The sequence below is a fragment of the Streptomyces sp. NPDC005899 genome, from assembly GCF_040629645.1.
Taxonomy (GTDB): domain Bacteria; phylum Actinomycetota; class Actinomycetes; order Streptomycetales; family Streptomycetaceae; genus Streptomyces.
Map to the genome: position 1 here is coordinate 1 of NZ_JBEXWB010000107.1, position 17,091 is coordinate 17,091.

Annotated in this window: 14 protein-coding genes and 1 pseudogene; 11 read left to right on the plus strand and 4 right to left on the minus strand. The window is 70.6% G+C overall.

What is annotated here, in order from left to right:
- Window positions 1–267, minus strand: a 267-nt coding sequence (locus tag ABZ371_RS14905; RefSeq protein ID WP_358678675.1) for a hypothetical protein, incomplete at its 3' end; no start/stop codon positions are given.
- Between the two features lie 4 nt (window positions 268–271).
- Entirely contained in the window at window positions 272–583 is a 312-nt protein-coding gene (locus tag ABZ371_RS14910; RefSeq protein WP_358678639.1) for a hypothetical protein, read from the minus strand.
- 175 nt (window positions 584–758) lie between these two features.
- Between ABZ371_RS14910 and ABZ371_RS14915 the strand changes: the two genes are divergently transcribed.
- From ABZ371_RS14915 to ABZ371_RS14925, 3 genes are all read left to right on the plus strand, one after another.
- On the plus strand, window positions 759–1,601 hold the full coding sequence (locus tag ABZ371_RS14915) for a helix-turn-helix transcriptional regulator (protein WP_358678642.1): 843 nt from the start codon (window positions 759–761) through the stop codon (window positions 1,599–1,601).
- A complete protein-coding gene (locus tag ABZ371_RS14920) occupies window positions 1,583–1,792 on the plus strand; it encodes a DUF397 domain-containing protein (protein WP_358678645.1) in 210 nt (69 codons plus the stop codon). The genes ABZ371_RS14915 and ABZ371_RS14920 overlap by 19 nt, the downstream gene beginning before the upstream one ends.
- A gap of 525 nt (window positions 1,793–2,317) precedes the next feature.
- A complete protein-coding gene (locus tag ABZ371_RS14925) occupies window positions 2,318–3,160 on the plus strand; it encodes a hypothetical protein (RefSeq protein ID WP_358678648.1) in 843 nt (280 codons plus the stop codon).
- 135 nt (window positions 3,161–3,295) lie between these two features.
- On the opposite strand, the gene fdhD is transcribed toward ABZ371_RS14925, so the two are convergent.
- Together fdhD and ABZ371_RS14935 are read right to left on the minus strand one after the other, a co-directional pair.
- Window positions 3,296–4,141, minus strand: a complete 846-nt coding sequence (gene fdhD / locus ABZ371_RS14930) for a formate dehydrogenase accessory sulfurtransferase FdhD (protein ID WP_358678678.1) — start codon at window positions 4,139–4,141, stop codon at window positions 3,296–3,298.
- A 5-nt stretch (window positions 4,142–4,146) separates the two neighbouring features.
- Window positions 4,147–4,233, minus strand: a pseudogene (locus ABZ371_RS14935) (Fe-S-binding domain-containing protein); the annotation flags it as partial.
- A 214-nt stretch (window positions 4,234–4,447) separates the two neighbouring features.
- On the opposite strand from ABZ371_RS14935, the gene ABZ371_RS14940 reads away from it, so the two are divergent.
- The 8 genes from ABZ371_RS14940 (at window position 4,448) to ABZ371_RS14975 (ending at window position 17,051) form a co-directional block, all read left to right on the plus strand.
- Window positions 4,448–5,398: a beta-ketoacyl-ACP synthase III gene (locus ABZ371_RS14940; RefSeq protein WP_358678651.1), complete on the plus strand. Its 951-nt coding sequence runs from the start codon at window positions 4,448–4,450 to the stop codon at window positions 5,396–5,398.
- Between the two features lie 229 nt (window positions 5,399–5,627).
- Window positions 5,628–6,809, plus strand: coding sequence for an ROK family transcriptional regulator (locus ABZ371_RS14945; RefSeq protein WP_358678654.1), 1,182 nt, complete (start codon window positions 5,628–5,630; stop codon window positions 6,807–6,809).
- 231 nt (window positions 6,810–7,040) lie between these two features.
- A complete protein-coding gene (locus tag ABZ371_RS14950; protein ID WP_358678657.1) occupies window positions 7,041–8,567 on the plus strand; it encodes a sugar ABC transporter ATP-binding protein in 1,527 nt (508 codons plus the stop codon).
- Window positions 8,564–9,613: an ABC transporter permease gene (locus tag ABZ371_RS14955; RefSeq protein ID WP_358678660.1), complete on the plus strand. Its 1,050-nt coding sequence runs from the start codon at window positions 8,564–8,566 to the stop codon at window positions 9,611–9,613. Before ABZ371_RS14950 ends, ABZ371_RS14955 begins: the two co-directional genes overlap by 4 nt.
- A gap of 77 nt (window positions 9,614–9,690) precedes the next feature.
- Window positions 9,691–10,728, plus strand: a complete 1,038-nt coding sequence (locus ABZ371_RS14960; protein WP_358678663.1) for a substrate-binding domain-containing protein — start codon at window positions 9,691–9,693, stop codon at window positions 10,726–10,728.
- A 47-nt stretch (window positions 10,729–10,775) separates the two neighbouring features.
- On the plus strand, window positions 10,776–12,008 hold the full coding sequence (locus ABZ371_RS14965) for a Gfo/Idh/MocA family oxidoreductase (RefSeq protein ID WP_358678666.1): 1,233 nt from the start codon (window positions 10,776–10,778) through the stop codon (window positions 12,006–12,008).
- A 13-nt stretch (window positions 12,009–12,021) separates the two neighbouring features.
- Window positions 12,022–13,026 (plus strand): sugar phosphate isomerase/epimerase family protein, encoded by a 1,005-nt coding sequence (locus ABZ371_RS14970; RefSeq protein WP_358678669.1) that lies wholly within the window; start codon window positions 12,022–12,024, stop codon window positions 13,024–13,026.
- A gap of 314 nt (window positions 13,027–13,340) precedes the next feature.
- Window positions 13,341–17,051 (plus strand): ThuA domain-containing protein, encoded by a 3,711-nt coding sequence (locus ABZ371_RS14975; protein WP_358678672.1) that lies wholly within the window; start codon window positions 13,341–13,343, stop codon window positions 17,049–17,051.
- Window positions 17,052–17,091 lie beyond the last annotated feature (40 nt).

A 17,091-nucleotide genomic window follows, 5' to 3' on the forward strand; every position in this document is an offset into this window, starting at 1 on the left:
GGCTACTGGCAGGGATCGCGCCAGGCGGTGGACGAGTTCCTGGAGCAGACCGGCGCGGCTGCGGGCGTTGACCTCGGCGACGCGGGCGCTCAGCAGTTCGGCGGCTCCGGCCGGACGCACGCGGGAGGCGTCCGCGTCCCATTCCGGGCCGCCGCCGAGCGGGCGGAGCCGGTAGCAGGGACCTTCGTGGCCCGTCACCAGCCCCACCCGGCCGCTCCCCTCGTCGTACACGGCGATCCCGACACCGGGCAGGCCGTCAGGGGGCAGGCCGTCATCGGGCACCCGCCACCCCGTTCCTGATCACGGCGGCGAGCGCATGCGCCACGGGGGCGGAGCAGACACCGAGATGGACGAGGGCGTAACGGGCCACCCGTCCGCCCTCACCACCCTCGGTGTCCGGCCACGGGGTGCGGATGTCCATGGCGGGCAACTGGATACCGGCTCCGCGCAGCGCGGCGGCGAGGGCGTCACGCGCGTCGACGGCCTCCCGCACCTTGGCCGTGGCCGCGTTCCCGGGCCGGGGGACGGCGGCCCCGGCCCGTGGCGTCCTGCGGGGGAGCGGCGGCTTCTGCGACGACGTCATGGGTGACTTCCTTCGGTTGCTCATCGGCGGATTCCCGCGCCGGGCCACACGTCTGTGGCTACCGTGTGTGAGGGGTGCGCTACGAGAGTGGCCCGGCAGGGGGCGCGACACACCGACGGCGGGGTGTGCTTCCCCGGCAGGTGACGCACGTTCCACACGTTCCACGGAGGGCACGATGCCGACGAGACGGGCGGTCACAGGCCGCAGCAGGGAACCACGCGCGCGGTTCGCGGAGGAACTGCGGCTGCTACGCACCGCGCGTGGCGACAGCCTGCGGCAGCTCGGCGAACGGCTGGGCTGGGACTGGTCGTTGTTCGGGAAGATGGAGAAGGGCGAGACGGTCGGCGGCCCGGAGGTGGTGCAGGCGCTGGACCAGCACTACGGAACGCCGGGCCTGCTGCTGGCGCTGTGGGAGCTGGCGGTCAGCGACCAGACGCAGTTCAAGGAGCGGTACAGGCGGTACATGGCGCTGGAGGCCGAGGCGACGAGCCTCTGGCACTTCGCGGTGAGCGTGCTGCCCGGACTGTTGCAGACGCCGGGGTATGCGCGGGAACTACTGGTTGCGGGCGGTATCAAGGAACCGGAGTTGACCCAGCAGGTCGACGCCCGGATGGGGCGGCGGGAGTTGCTGGCCGGGGACACCGCTCCCGACTTCCGCACAATCCTGTCGGAGTCGGTGCTCCGGACTCCCATGCGTGTGGCAGCGGAGTGGCAGCGGCAGCTGGAGCACCTGCTGGAGGTCGCCGACCGCTCGAACGTGACGGTGCATGTACTACCGCAGAACGCCGGACTGCACGGTCTGATGGGGGCGGACGTCTGGTATCTCCTGCTGCCGCAGGGCCAGACGGTGGCGTACACGGAGAACGGATACCGGGGCGAACTCATCGAGGAATCCGGTCCTGTCGTGCGTTTGCAGAGAACATACGATGCGGTACGCGACCTGGCGTTGTCCCCGGGCGAGTCGCGGAAGTTCATCATGCGGATGTTGGAGGAAGTGACGTGCGAGCCATCGACCTGAGTACCGCGTTCTGGCGTAAGAGCAGCTACAGCAATCAGGACGGCGGCGCCTGCGTCGAGGTCTCCGACGACTTCGCCACCTTCGTCCCCGTGCGCGACGGTAAGGACCCGCACGGCCCCGCGCTCGTCTTCTCGGCGGGCGGCTGGGCGTCGTTCGTGTCCGCGGTGAGGGACGGGGCGATGGGCGACTGAGTCGCTCGACGCGTAGGACGATGGTCCGTTGCGGGGCCCGGCGGACCGGTGCCGGTCGGCAGTGAGCGACTACCACCGAACGCGACGCGGGCCCGGCACCGGTCGCCACGCCACGAAAGCCCGCAACCGCTTGCCGGCAAGCCGCCCTTCACGGGATCGTCCACCTGGGACCATCGTCTGGACGTACGGGATGAGGGAGGGTGCGTTTCGATGCCTTGGTCACACCGGATCACTGCCCGCGTGCGGCCAGTCCTGACCGAAGGAAACAGGGTCAGGCTCCTTCTCGCTCGGCGTGCCGCGGCGGCATCCAGGCGCCGTGCCGACCCGTTACTCCGGCGTGCGGAGTTTGCCTTGTCGGGAAACTCCAGGAACAGAATCCGTCGCGCTCGAAGGATCACGGCAGAAACCGCATATGCCGTTGAGCGTCACCCAGGGGTTTCGGCCCCCCTCTCGCTTCGCGCCAGAGGGCAGATAACCACCAGCACCTATCTCCACCTTCAGTACAGTAATTCGAGGTGGCCTCATGTGCTGTTCGGTGCGGCCGTCCTGCTCCTGCTGGTCGATATCGAGGAGCAGCGCGACCCTTTTTACGGACAGGTTCTCTCCGCGCTGCGGACAACTCTCGACCGCTATAACCGCCCAGCTCCCGAGCTGGGCTTCTCCCCTGACAGGCACCTTCCTGATCCATCGCTCGAGGGAATGGCTCTAGCCGCCCTGCTGGCGCTCATGGGGTGTGTGTTCCTCCTGCGCGGCAGGATGGAGGATATCCGACGTCTCGCCTTTCGAAGGAGAAGAGCCAGCTTCATTCCCGCATACTGCGCTTCGCTTGTTCTGTCCTGCGCCGAACTCGGTTCCGCCTCGTTCGAGCAGAGGAAACAGCTGCTGACGCGTATCGACCGCACGGCCGGTCTCCTGCAAATCGAGCTGGCCGGACTTTCAGTACACGTCACCCGTAGACGCAACTCTCCCCGGAAGACGGCAATCGACCAGCACGCCAAGTTGGTGGCAGCGGCCTTGCTCAGGCAGGTCGAGCAGCTCGACAGTCAGCCCACCAGGGCTGCCGAAAATGTGGCCGAGCTGGCGATCCACATCTGCGAGCGATACTCCCACGGACTCGTGGGAGCCCTGTTGGATCCGGCGCGGCTTGCGGGGCTCACGCCGGTTACCAGCCATGAGAATCTGCGACTTGCGTCGGCTGTGATCCTCACCGGGGCGACCATCGTAGGAATCTCCTACACGGGGCTTCCAGCCGCTCCGGTCGCCGTCGTCGGTAGCGGGCTGGGTCTGCTGATCTTTCGCAGCATCCTCGGCCCTCGCTCGACCTCTCTGGATCTGTTCGATTCCATGCGGGGCATCCAGAGGCCGTGAGCGCACACCGGGGCCGCAGCCCGGTCGGGTACCCGTGATCAGCCGACCTTCCGGCTGATCCGGCAGGCGGTGCGGCAGAAGCCGGCTCTCGGGACCAGGCGCCCGTCAGAACCGGCGGATCGTCATCCCGGCCCCTCAGTCCTGTCCCGGTGCCTCCAGGGCGATGCGGTGATCGCCGGCGTAGACGTTCATGGACGGTCCCCGCAGGAAGCCGACGAGGGTCAGCCCGCTCTCGGCCGCGAGGTCGACGGCCAGGGCCGACGGCGCCGACACCGACGCGAGCACCGGGATCCCGGCCATCACCGCCTTCTGCGCCAGCTCGAAGGAGGCGCGCCCCGAGACCAGCAGGATGGCCCGGGAGAGCGGCAGCCGTCCGTCCGTCAGCGCCCGCCCCACCAGCTTGTCCACCGCGTTGTGACGGCCGACGTCCTCCCGGACATCGAGCAGGTCACCCTCCTGCGAGAACAGCGCCGCGGCGTGCAGGCCCCCGGTCCGGTCGAACACCCGCTGCGCCTCGCGCAATCGGTCGGGAAGGGTGGCCAGCAGTGCGGGTGTCACCCGGACCGGCGGGGAGTCGGCGACGGGGTGGCGGGTGGTGGTGCGGACGGCGTCCAGGCTGGCCTTGCCGCACAGGCCGCAGGAGGACGTGGTGTAGACGTTGCGCTCGAGCGTGATGTCGGGGACGACCACACCCGGGGCCAACTGCACGTCCACGACGTTGTACGTGTTGACCCCCTCCGCCGTCGCCCCGGCGCAGTACACGATCGACCGCACCTCGGAGCCCGCACCGATCACACCCTCGCTCACCAGGAAGCCCGCCGCGAGCGCGAAGTCGTCGCCGGGGGTGCGCATCGTGATGGCGAGCGGCCTGCCGTTCAGCCGGATCTCCAAGGGCTCCTCGGCGACGAGGGTGTCGGGGCGGGTCGTGACCACCCCGTCCCGGATGCGGATGGTGCGGCGACGCTCGGTGACCCGTCCCATAGCCGTCATTCCCGATTCTGTACGTGGTGGAAGCCGAAACGGCCTTTGTCACAGAGGTTGCCATGGGCCGCGGGGCCGTCGGGCGGCGAGGTGGCTCCGCTGATCCCGCTCCTGCGGTGATCCCGCCGTGTGTGACTGCGTGTGCCCCTTCGCTCCGTTTGCGGAGTCGTCCCAGAAGTTCCCGGGCGGCTGCTCGGGACGCTCCAAGCCTGGAGCCGGATTCCTGTCGGGTTACATGCCTCTGTACCGGTCGGTAGCAACCAAGACTGGTGAGCTCCTGCCAAACGTAGCGAGGGGAACCCGTACATGACCGGCTCACGTGTCGTGGCGCTCGGCCACCACCAGCCCGCCAAGGTCCTCACCAACGACGACCTGGCGGCCATGGTCGACACCAGCGACGAGTGGATCACCAGCCGGGTCGGGATCAGGACCCGGCACGTGGGCGGTCCGGACGAGCCGGTGGACGAGCTGGCGGCGCACGCGGCCGCCAAGGCGCTCGCGACGGCCGGACTGCGGCCCGCCGAGATCGACATGGTCCTCGTCGCCACGTCCACGGCGATCGACCGCTCGCCGAGCATGTCGGCCCGGGTCGCGGCACGCTTGGGCATGGGCTCACCGGCCGTGATGGACATCAACGTCGTCTGCTCCGGGTTCACCCACGCCCTCGCCACCGCCGACCACGCGATCCGGGCGGGTGCGGCGAGCCGGGTCCTCGTCATCGGCGCCGACAAGATGGGCGACATCGTCGACTGGACGGACCGCTCCACCTGCGTCCTGATGGGGGACGGCGCGGGAGCCGCCGTCGTCGTCGCCGACCCGGACGCGGGTGACCGGCCCGGCATCGGCCCCGTCCTGTGGGGCTCGGTGCCCGAGATGGGGAACGCCGTGCGGATCGAGGGCACGCCCCCGCGCTTCGCGCAGGAGGGGCAGTCCGTCTACCGCTGGGCCACCACACGGCTGCCGCCCATCGCCCGCGCCGTCTGCGAGCGGGCCGGTGTCACGCCCGAGGAGCTGGGCGCCGTCGTGCTGCACCAGGCCAACCTGCGGATCATCGAACCCGTCGCCAGGAAGATCGGGGCGGTCAACGCGGTCATCGCCCGGGACGTCGTGGATTCCGGCAACACCTCGGCGGCGTCGATCCCGATGGCCCTGTCCAAGCTGGTCGAGCGGGGCGAGGTCGAGCGCGGCGCTCCGGCCCTGCTCTTCGGCTTCGGCGGCAACCTGTCGTACGCCGGCCAGGTGATCCGCTGTCCCTGAGGCGCACCGCGCCGGCGTCACGGGGCGGTGGGTGAGGAGGGCGGGACCGGCCCCGGTCCCGTCGGTGCCGCCCGCGGCACGGACTCCGAGGACGCACCTTTGTCCTGAGTGTGGAGAAAGTTGGAGCTGATTCCTGCGCAACTTCTTCCCCCTCGGGTGAACCGCTGCTACGTTCCCCTCGAAAGCCCGACGGACTGGCCGATGTGGCGGGGAGGGACGCGTGAGACGCATGACGGCACGACCCGCGAACACGCACCAGGCGCGACTGCTGAGACTGCTGCGCGACGACGGGCCCAACTCCCGTGCACAGCTGGGGGACCAGGTCGACCTCTCGCGCTCGAAGCTGGCCGTCGAGGTGGACCGGCTGCTGGAGACGGGACTCGTCGTCGCCGACGGCCTCGCGGCCTCCCGCGGCGGACGGCGATCCCACAACATCCGGCTCGCCCCGCAACTGCGCTTCCTCGGGGTCGACATCGGCGCGACCTCCGTCGACGTGGCCGTCACCAACGCCGAGTTGGAGGTCCTCGGGCACCTCAACCACCCCATGGACGTCCGCGAAGGCCCCGTCGCCGTCTTCGAACAGGTGCTGGCCATGGCGGCCAAGCTCCGGGCGTCGGGGCTGGCCGAGGGATTCGACGGCGCCGGCATCGGCGTACCGGGCCCGGTCCGCTTCCCCGAAGGCGTCCCGGTCGCACCCCCGATCATGCCCGGCTGGGACGGATTCCCGGTCCGGGAGGCGCTCAGCCAGGAACTCGGTTGCCCCGTCATGGTCGACAACGACGTGAACCTGATGGCGATGGGGGAGCAGCACGCGGGCGTCGCCCGTTCCGTGGGCGACTTCCTGTGCGTCAAGATCGGGACCGGTATCGGCTGCGGCATCGTCGTCGGCGGCGAGGTCTACCGTGGTACGACGGGCAGCGCGGGCGACATCGGGCACATCCAGGTGGAACCCGACGGGCGGGCCTGCGCCTGCGGCAACCGGGGCTGCCTGGAAGCCCACTTCAGCGGTGCCGCCCTCGCCCGCGACGCCGAGGACGCGGCCCGGGCGGGCCTCTCCGTGGAACTCGCGACCCGGCTGGAGACGGCCGGAAAGCTGTCGGCCGTCGACGTGGCCGCGGCCGCGGCCGCGGGCGACGCCACCGCCCTGGACCTGATCCGTGAGGGCGGCAACCGGGTCGGCCAGGTCATCGCCGGCCTCGTCAGTTTCTTCAACCCGGGCCTCGTCGTGATCGGCGGCGGGGTGACCGGGCTCGGCCACAACCTGCTGGCCAGCATCCGTACCCAGGTCTACCGGCAGTCCCTGCCACTGGCCACGGGCAACCTTCCCATCGTCCTCGGCGAGCTGGGGCCGGCCGCCGGGGTGACCGGCGCCGCCAGGCTCATCAGCGACCACCTGTTCTCGCCGGCCTGAGCTCCGGGCCGGCGCGCCGTTCGGCAAGCGCCCCGCAGTCGTCTCCGTAAGCAGTCTGTACCGAGCACCGCCATGTAGCAGTTTTCGTGAACAGCCCGCACGAGCACCGCCCAGCAGTCCCGTCCGCAGTACGGCACCGCCGGCACTGCGCCCTGCCCGCTCACCGGCCTTCCCCGCACTCCCGGCACCGCCCGGGCAGGGGAGACCCCCGTTTCGCCGAGGGGATTCGTCATGGCACCGGAACCACCCCTGCTCACCATGTCCGGCATCACCAAATCGTTTCCCGGCGTGCGCGCCCTGGACGGCGTGGACCTGGAGGTCCAGGCCGGCGAGGTGCACTGCCTCCTCGGCCAGAACGGCGCCGGAAAGTCCACCCTCATCAAGGTGCTGGCCGGTGCCCACCAGCCCGACGGCGGCGCCATCACCTGGCGCGGCACGCCCGTCCAGCTGTCCTCGCCGATCACCGCGATGCGCCTGGGCATCGCGACCATCTACCAGGAACTCGACCTGATCCAGGGCCTGTCCGTCGCGGAGAACGTCTTCCTGGGGCACGAGCCCACCACCGCCGGGTTCGTGGTGCGCACCCGCGAGGCGAAGACGGCGGCCACCGCGCTCCTGCGACGCCTCGGCCATCCGGAGATCGACCCGGCGCGTGCGGTCGGTGACCTGTCCGCGGCCCACCAGCAGATCGTCTCCATGGCGCGGGCGCTCTCGCACGACGTGCGGCTCATCGTGATGGACGAACCGTCCGCCGCACTGGATCCGGACGAGGTGGACAACCTCTTCCGCATCGTCGACGGCCTCACCGCCGACGGCGTGGCCGTCGTCTACATCTCGCACCGGCTGGAGGAGATCCGCCGCATAGGTGACCGGGTGACCGTCCTCAAGGACGGCCGGGCCGTCGCCGTCGGCCTCCCCGCCGAGTCCACGCCGACCCGGGACATCGTTGCCATGATGACCGGCCGCAACGTCGAGTACGTGTTCCCCCCGCGTCCCGCGGCCGGCGGCGGACCGAGCGCGGCGGCACCCGTACTCACCATCGAGGGACTCTCCAGGAAGGGCGAGTTCGAGCCGCTGGACCTGGAGTTGCGGCCGGGGGAGATCGTCGGCCTGGCCGGGCTCGTCGGCTCGGGGCGGTCGGAGATCCTGGAGACCGTCTACGGCGCACGGAAGCCCACCACGGGCCGTGTCACCGTCGCCGGCACACCGCTGCGCCCCGGCAGCGTCCGGGCCGCCGTCGCCGCGGGGATCGGACTCGCCCCGGAGGAACGCAAGGCGCAGGCACTCCTGCTGACCGAATCGGTCACCCGCAACGTCTCCGTCTCCTCCCTCTCCCGCTTCGCCCGCGCCGGCTGGGTCGACCGGGGCGCCGAGCGCGCGGCAGCCAGGGCCGCCACCCGCGAGCTCTCCCTGCGTCCCGACAACCCGGACGCCGCCGTCCGCACCCTGTCGGGCGGCAACCAGCAGAAGGCGGTCCTGGCCCGCTGGCTGCTGCGCGGTTGCAAGGTGCTGCTGCTGGACGAACCCACCCGCGGTGTCGACGTCGGCGCCCGCGCCGAGCTCTACGCCGTGATCCGCCGGCTGGCCGACGAAGGCCTCGCCGTCCTGCTCGTCTCCAGCGAGGTGCCCGAAGTGCTGGGCCTCGCCGACCGGGTGCTGGTGCTCCGCGAGGGCCGGGTCGTGCACACGGCCGACGCCCGGGAGCTCGACGAGCACCGTGTACTCGACCTCGTCATGGAAGGGAGCCCGACGTCATGACACAGCCCGCACCGCCGGCGCAGCACCACGGGCCGGAGAAGGCACCCCTGGCCGGCCCCGCCGCCCCGCCCGCCGAGCAGGGCGGCGGCCTGCGCACCCTCGGTATGCGCGCCGACGTCCGCAACCTGTCACTGCTCGGTGTGCTCGCCGTACTGATAGCCGTCGGCGGCCTCACCGAACCGGACGCGTTCCTGGACACCGGGAACCTCCAGCTGATCCTGACGCAGTCCTCCGTCATCGGGGTCGTCACCGTCGGCATGACCTTCGTCATCACCAGCGGCGGCATCGACCTGTCCGTCGGCGCGATGGTGGCCCTGGCCTCCGTCTGGGCGACCACCCTCGCCACCCAGGAGTACGGCTTCGCGGGCATCCTCTTCACCGCCGTGGTCGTCGGGCTCGCCGCGGGCCTGGTCAACGGGCTGCTCATCGCGTACGGCGGGATGGTGCCCTTCATCGCGACCCTGGCGATGCTCGCCTCGGCGCGTGGGCTGGCGTTGCAGATCACCGACGGCAGGACGCAGATCGTGACCGTCCCGTCCGTCCTCGACCTCGGCCTGCCCGACGCCTACGTCCTCGGCATCCCGCCGCTCGTCCTCGTCTTCGCCGCGGTGACGGTGGCCGGCTGGCTGATCCTGAACCGGACGACGTTCGGGCGCCGCACGGTGGCGGTCGGCGGGAACGCGGAGGCGGCCCGGCTCGCCGGGATCGACGTGCGCCGCCAGCGGCTCTACCTCTACCTGCTCTCCGGCCTGTGCTGCGGCATCGCCGCCTTCATGCTGATCATCCTGTCCGGGTCGGGCCAGAACACCAACGGCAACCTGTACGAACTCGACGCGATCGCCGCCGCGATCATCGGCGGCACCCTGCTGAGCGGAGGCCGCGGGACGATCGTGGGATCCGTGCTCGGTGTCCTCGTCTTCACCACCATCACCAACATCTTCGCGCTCAACAACCTCCAGAGCGACGTCCAGGAGATCGCCAAGGGCGCGATCATCGTCGCCGCCGTCCTGGTCCAGCGCCGCACCTCACGCCACGGCGAGACCTGAGACACCGGCGAAACCGCTCCACCCACCCCCCGCCCGCTGTTCCGTATGCCACGCACCGGATGAAGGGTTCGACAGCCATGCCAGAAACCAGCCGCAGAGGACTGCTCTTCGGCACCGCGGCCGTCTCCGCGGGAGCCTTCCTCACCGCCTGTACCAGCAACGAGCCCAAGGAGAAGGCGACGGCGCAGAGCAACGGTCCCGCCGCCGACGACAAGCCGGGCACACCCGTCACGATCGGCTTCGCCGGTCCGCAGGCCGACCACGGCTGGCTCAACGCGATCAACGTGAACGCCAGGTCCCGGGCGGAGAAGTACTCCGAGGTGACCCTGGAGATCACCGAGGGGTCCAACGACACCGCGACCCAGATCGGCCAGGTCAAGACCCTCATCAACAAGAAGGTCGACGTCCTCGTCGTCCTCCCCGCCGACGGCAAGGCACTCACCCAGGTCGGTCTGGAGGCCATGAAGGCGGGCATCCCCGTCGTCAACCTGGACCGCATCTTCGCCTCGCCGCAGGCATACCGCTGCTGGGTCGGCGGTGACAACTACGGCATGGGGCTCAACGCCGGGCACTACATAGGCGAGCGGCTCAAGGGCAAGGCCGGCGCCAAGGTCGTCGAACTCGCGGGCATCGACAACCTGGAGCTCACCAAACAGCGCAGCCAGGGCTTCGCGGACGCGCTGAAGAACTACTCCAACGTGCGGCTGGTGGCCCGTCAGGCAGCCGACTTCACCGTGGAGTCCGGCCAGGCGAAGATGGCGCAGCTCCTCCAGGCGCAGAAGCAGTTCGACGCCCTGTGGAACCACGACGACGACCAGGGTGTGGGCGCCCTGCGCGCCATCCAGCAGGCGGGCCGTGACGAGTTCGTCATGGTCGGCGGCGCCGGGGCGAAGTCCGCGATGGACGCCATCAAGGCGGACAACAGCGTCCTGAAGGCCACCGTCCTGTACCCGCCGACGATGGCCGCGTCAGCGATCGACCTGGCCCGCGCACTCGGGCAGGGCAAGGGCGTCGCCGGACTCTCCGAGATGGAGATCCCGACGTCGCTGACCCTGTACTCCGCCGTGGTCACCAAGGACAACGTCGACCAGTACCTGCCGACGGGCTTCAGCTGATCCCGTACCGCCGCCGCCACCGAACCACCGACGAGGAGGAAGCCCGCATGGCCCGTAGGGAAGAGACGGAGCAGGAGACCGGGGCGCCGCCGCCGGCGCAGCGGCCACCGACGGCACTCGGGGTCGGCATGGTCGGATACGCGTTCATGGGAGCCGCCCACTCGCAGGGGTGGCGGACCGCGGGACACGTCTTCGACCTGCCGGTGAGACCCGCTCTCGCCGCGATCTGCGGACGCGACCGCACGGCCGTGGAGGCCGCCGCGGCCCGCCACGGCTGGGCGGCGGCGGAGACCGACTGGCGTGCCCTGATCGCCCGGGACGACGTGCACCTCGTCGACATCTGCACCCCGGGCGACAGCCACGCGGAGATCGCCATCGCCGCACTGGAGGCGGGCAAGCACGTGCTGTGCGAGAAGCCGCTCGCCAACACGGTCGCCGAGGCGGAGGCCATGGCCGAGGCCGCCGCGCGGGCCGCGGCACGGGGGCAGGTGGCCGTCGTCGGCTTCAACTACCGCAAGGTGCCCGCCCTCACGTACGCCCGCTCCATGATCGAGGCGGGCCGGCTGGGCCGCCTGCGGCACGTGCGGGCGACCTACCTCCAGGACTGGCTGGTGGACCCGGAGTCGCCGCTGACCTGGCGGCTGGAGCGCGAGCACGCCGGTTCGGGCGCGCTGGGGGACCTCGGGGCGCACATCGTCGACCTCGCCCAGTACCTCTCCGGCGAGCTGCTGGTCGGTGTCTCCGCGGTGAGTGAGACCTTCGTACGCGAACGGCCCGTGCTCGCCGGTTCGGCCGCCGGGCTCACGGGCACCGCCGACGGTGCCGTACGGGGGGCGGTCACCGTCGACGACGCGGCGCTCTTCACCGGGCGGCTGGCGTCCGGTGCGCTGGCCTCCTTCGAGGTGACCCGGATGGCGGCCGGGCGCAAGAACGCCCTGCGGCTGGAGATCAACGGGGAGCTGGGCTCGATCGCCTTCGACCTGGAACGGCTCAACGAACTCTCCTTCCACGACCACACGGAGCCCGCGACCTCCGCCGGCTTCCGCCGGATCCTGGTCACCGAACCCGGACACCCGTACCTGGAGGCCTGGTGGCCGCCGGGCCACGGCCTGGGCTACGAGCACACCTTCGTGCACCAGGCCCGTGACGTGGTGCGCACGATCACCGAAGGGACCCCCGCCGTGCCGTCGTTCGCCGACGGGCTCCAGGTCCAGCGGGTGCTGGCCGCGGTCGAGGAGAGCGCCGCCAAGAACTCCGTACTCACCCCCGTCCCTCTCTAGGAGGTCGTGCCGCATGCCCCGTCCCTTCACACTCTTCACCGGCCAGTGGGCCGACCTGCCGTTGGAGGAGGTCTGCCGGCTGGCCCGGGAGTTCGGCTACGACGGACTGGAACTCGCTTGCTGGGGTGACCACTTCGAGGTCGACAAGGCGCTGGCGGATCCGGCCTACCTGGACGGGCGGCGCCGGCTGCTCGACAGGTACGGCCTGAAGTGCTGGGCGATCTCCCACCACCTGGTGGGCCAGGCGGTCTGCGACGACCCGATCGACGAACGCCATCGAGGCATCCTGCCCGCCCGGATCTGGGGGGACGGGGACGCCGAGGGGGTGCGCCGGCGGGCCGCCGGGGAGATCGCGGACACGGCCCGCGCGGCGGCCGCGTTCGGCGTCGACACGGTCATCGGGTTCACCGGCTCCTCGATCTGGCACCTCGTGGCCATGTTCCCGCCGGTCCCCCCGCACATGATCGAGCGCGGGTACGAGGACTTCGCGGAGCGGTGGAACCCGATCCTGGACGTCTTCGACGCGGAAGGGGTGCGCTTCGCCCACGAGGTGCACCCGAGTGAGATCGCGTACGACTACTGGACCACGCGCCGCGCCCTGGAGGCCGTGGGCCACCGCCCCGCGTTCGGGCTGAACTTCGACCCGAGCCACTTCGTCTGGCAGGACCTGGACCCGGTCGGGTTCCTCTACGACTTCCGGGACCGGATCTACCACGTGGACTGCAAGGAGGCCCGCAAGCGCCTCGACGGCCGCAACGGGCGTCTCGGCTCCCACCTGCCGTGGGGTGATCCGCGGCGCGGCTGGGACTTCGTCTCGGCCGGGCACGGCGACGTGCCGTGGGAGGACGTCTTCCGGATGCTGCGGTCGATCGGCTACGCGGGACCCGTCTCGGTGGAGTGGGAGGACGCCGGCATGGACCGGCTGACGGGGGCCCCCGAGGCACTGGCCCACCTGAAGCGGTTCGACTTCGACCCGCCGAGCGCCTCGTTCGACGCGGCGTTCGGGGGCGGCGAGTAGCCCGCGCGCCCACAGGCTCCGCCCGGAGCCCGGTGCCCGCCCCGACGGGGCCTGATGCGGCTCGACGGCACCAGGTCCCGCCGGCCGGTCCGGCATGCCCCGGCACAGCTTTGTCCACACGCGGGAGAAAGCTTCACGTACAACCCGCACAAGGGCTTTCCGTCCCGGACGAACGGCGCTACCGTCCTTTACGTGTACACGACATGACTCGCGTCACCAGGGGCTCATCCGCCCCCGGGACGAGCGCGGCAGTCCCCGCGCGGATCGGCAGACACGCACCCGCCCGAACAACCGGCACCCCCCGGAGGACGCACGTGCACAGAAGCAGCAGACGGCTCAGCGCCCGGAAATCACTGGCCCTCCTCACCGGCGGACTGCTCGCAGCCGCCACCCTCACCCTGGGCTCCTCACCCGCCACGGCCGCCGACGCCCCGCGCTCCCCGGCCGCCCAGGACGCCGCCGCGGAGGACTTCCAGCAGGTCACGCTCGCCAAGGGCGCCGCCGAGACGGGCGAACCCATCTCGCTGGCCGTGCTGCCCGACCGCAGCGTGCTGCACACCGCGCGCGGTGGCGAGCTGCGGATCACCGACAGCGCCGGCAACACCAGGATCTCCGGCACGCTGCCTGTCTACTCCCATGACGAGGAGGGTCTACAAGGGGTCGGCATCGACCCCGGGTTCGAGGAGAACCGGGCGATCTACCTCTACTACGCGCCCCCGCTGGACACCCCGCCGGGCGACGCACCGGAGAACGGGACCGCCGCCGACTTCGCGAAGTTCGAGGGGGTGAACCGGCTCTCGCGCTTCGTGCTCGACGAGGACGGCACCCTCGACAACGCCAGCGAGAAGAAGATCCTCGACATCCCGACCACCCGGGGCATGTGCTGCCACGTGGGCGGTGACATCGACTTCGACGCGGAGGGCAACCTCTACCTCTCCACCGGCGACGACTCCAACCCGTTCGCCTCGGACGGCTTCTCGCCGCTCGACGACCGGCCCGACCGCAACCCGGCGTTCGACGCCCGCCGTACGGCCGGCAACACCAACGACCTCCGCGGCAAGATCCTGCGCATCAAGGTCGCCGACGACGGCTCGTACACCGTCCCCGAGGGCAACCTCTTCACCCCGGGCACGGACCGGACACGCCCCGAGATCTACGCGATGGGTTTCCGCAACCCCTTCCGCTTCAGCGTCGACAAGGCGACCGGCATCCTCTACGTCGGTGACTACGGGCCCGACGCGGGCGCCGCCGATCCGAACCGCGGCCCCGCCGGGCAGGTCGAGTTCGCACGGGTGACGAAGCCCGGCAACTTCGGCTGGCCCTTCTGCACCGGTGACAACGACGCCTACCGGGACTACGACTTCGCCACGGGGACGTCCGGCCCGGCCTTCGACTGCGCGGCCCCGAAGAACGAGTCGGCCCACAACACCGGCCTGGTCGACCTGCCGCCCGCGCAGGCCGCCTGGATCCCGTACGACGGCGCGTCCGTGCCCGAGTTCGGCTCCGGATCCGAATCCCCGATGGGCGGACCCGTCTACCACTACGACGCCGGCCTCGACTCACCCGTCAAGTTCCCCGAGTCCTACGACGGCGACGTCTTCGCCGGGGAGTTCGGCCGCCAGTGGATCAAGCGCATCGAGCAGGACGCCGACGGCACCGTCACCTCCATCAACGACATCCCGTGGACCGGGACCCAGGTGATGGACATGGCCTTCGGACCCGACGGCGCGCTCTACGTCCTCGACTACGGACTCTCCTGGTTCGGCGGCGACGAGCACTCGGCGCTGTACCGCATCGAGAACGCCACCGGCGGGCGCTCGCCCGTCGCCGAGGCCTCGTCGAACAAGACGTCGGGCGTGGCACCGCTGCGGGTCGCCTTCTCCTCGGCCGGCACCACCGACGGCGACGGCGACACCCTGACCTACTCCTGGGACTTCGGCGACGGAGGCACCTCCACGGCCGCGAACCCCTCCCACACGTACCGGAAGAACGGCACCTACACCGCCACCGTGACCGCCGAGGACCCCACGGGGCGCACCGGATCGGCCAGCGTGCACGTGACGGTCGGCAACACCGCGCCCGTCGTGGACATGCAGTTCCCGTCCGACGGCCAGATGTTCGAGTTCGGTGACGAAGTGCCCTTCAAGGTGACCGTCACGGACCCCGAGGACGGCACCGTCGACTGCGGCAAGGTCGAGGTCAAGTTCACCCTGGGACACGACAGCCACGGACACGACATCACCACCGAGCACGGCTGCGAAGGCACCGTCAAGACCGCGATGGAAGGCGGGCACGACCCGAACGCCAACATCTACGGCGGCATCTCCGCGACCTACACCGACGGCGGTGGCGGCGGCCAGGCCGCGCTGACGGGCCGTGACCAGGCGAAGCTCCAGCCGCGCCACCGGCAGGCCGAGCACTACGACAACTCCTCCGGCGTCACCACACCGAGCAAGACCAGCGCCCACGGCGGCCGGACGGTCGGCGACATCCACAACGACGACTGGATCTCCTTCACCCCCTACCTCCTCGACGGCGCCACCACACTCACCGCCCGTACCTCCTCGGCCGGTGCGGGAGGCTTCCTGGAGGTGCGCACCGGGTCGCCCACCGGCAAGATCCTCGGCTCCGCGCCCGTCCCGGTGACCGGCAGCTGGGACAGCTTCCAGGACATCGACGTACCCCTGCGCGGCGCACCGAAGAAGGCCACCCCGCTCTACCTGGTCTTCAAGGGCGGCGACGGCGCGCTCTACGACGTGGACGACTTCGAGCTGTCCGACCGCCCGGCCGGCAGGACGACCGGGCGCGTCCTGGTCTTCTCCAGGACCGGCGGCTTCCGGCACGACTCCATCCCCGCCGGCGTCGCCGCACTGAAGGAGCTCGGCAAGGGCACCGACATCACCGTCGACTCCACCGAGGAGGCCGGGCAGTTCACCACCAGCAACCTGGCGCGCTACGACGCCGTGGTCTTCCTCTCCACCACCGGTGACGTCCTGAACGCCGACCAGCAGAAGGCCTTCGAGAACTTCGTGGCCACCGGAGGCGGCTACATGGGCGTCCACGCCGCAGCCGACACCGAGTACGACTGGGAGTTCTACGGCGGCCTCGTCGGTGCCTACTTCTCCTCGCACCCGCAGATCCAGCCGGCCACCGTGCGCGTGGAGAACCACGACCACCCCGCGACCGCACACCTCGGCGAGGCATGGGACCACACCGACGAGTGGTACAACTACCGCACCAACCCCCGGGACAAGGCCCAGGTCCTCGCCACCCTCGACGAGACCACCTACACCGGCGGCACCATGAAGGGCGACCACCCGATCGCCTGGTGCCAGGCATACCGGGGCGGCCGCTCCTTCTACACCGGCCTCGGCCACACCAAGGAGTCCTACGCCGAACCGGCCATGCGCGAGCACCTGCTCGGCGGACTGCGCTACGCGGCCGGCCAGGTGAAGGCCGACTGCAAGCCGGACACCGGATACCGCTCCCTCTTCAACGGCAGGACGCTGGAGGGGTGGAAGCAGAGCGGCCCGGGCACGTTCGACGTCGTCGACGGTGAACTGCGCTCCCAGGGCGGCATGGGCCTGCTCACCTACCAGGCCAAGGAGCTGAAGTCCTACTCGCTGAAGCTCGACTGGAAGATGGCGGGCGACGACAACTCCGGCGTCTTCGTCGGCTTCCCCGCGTCCGACGACCCGTGGTCCGCGGTGGACAGGGGCTACGAGGTCCAGATCGACGCCACGGACGCGGCGGACCGCACGACCGGGGCCGTCTACACCTTCAAGTCGGCCGACCTCAAGGCCCGTGACCGTGTCCTGCGGCCGCCCGGCCAGTGGAACAACTACGAGATCAGGGTCCAGGGCGAACGTCTCCAGGTCTTCCTGAACGGAGCGAAGATCAACGACTTCACCAACACCGACCCGGTCCGCAGCATCAAGGACGGCTACATCGGCCTGCAGAACCACGGGGCCGACGACCAGGTGTCCTTCCGCGACATCCAGCTGAAGGAGCTGCCCTCGACGTAGGGCGGCCGTCCCGGCCGGCGGTGGGCGGGGGGAGCGCGTC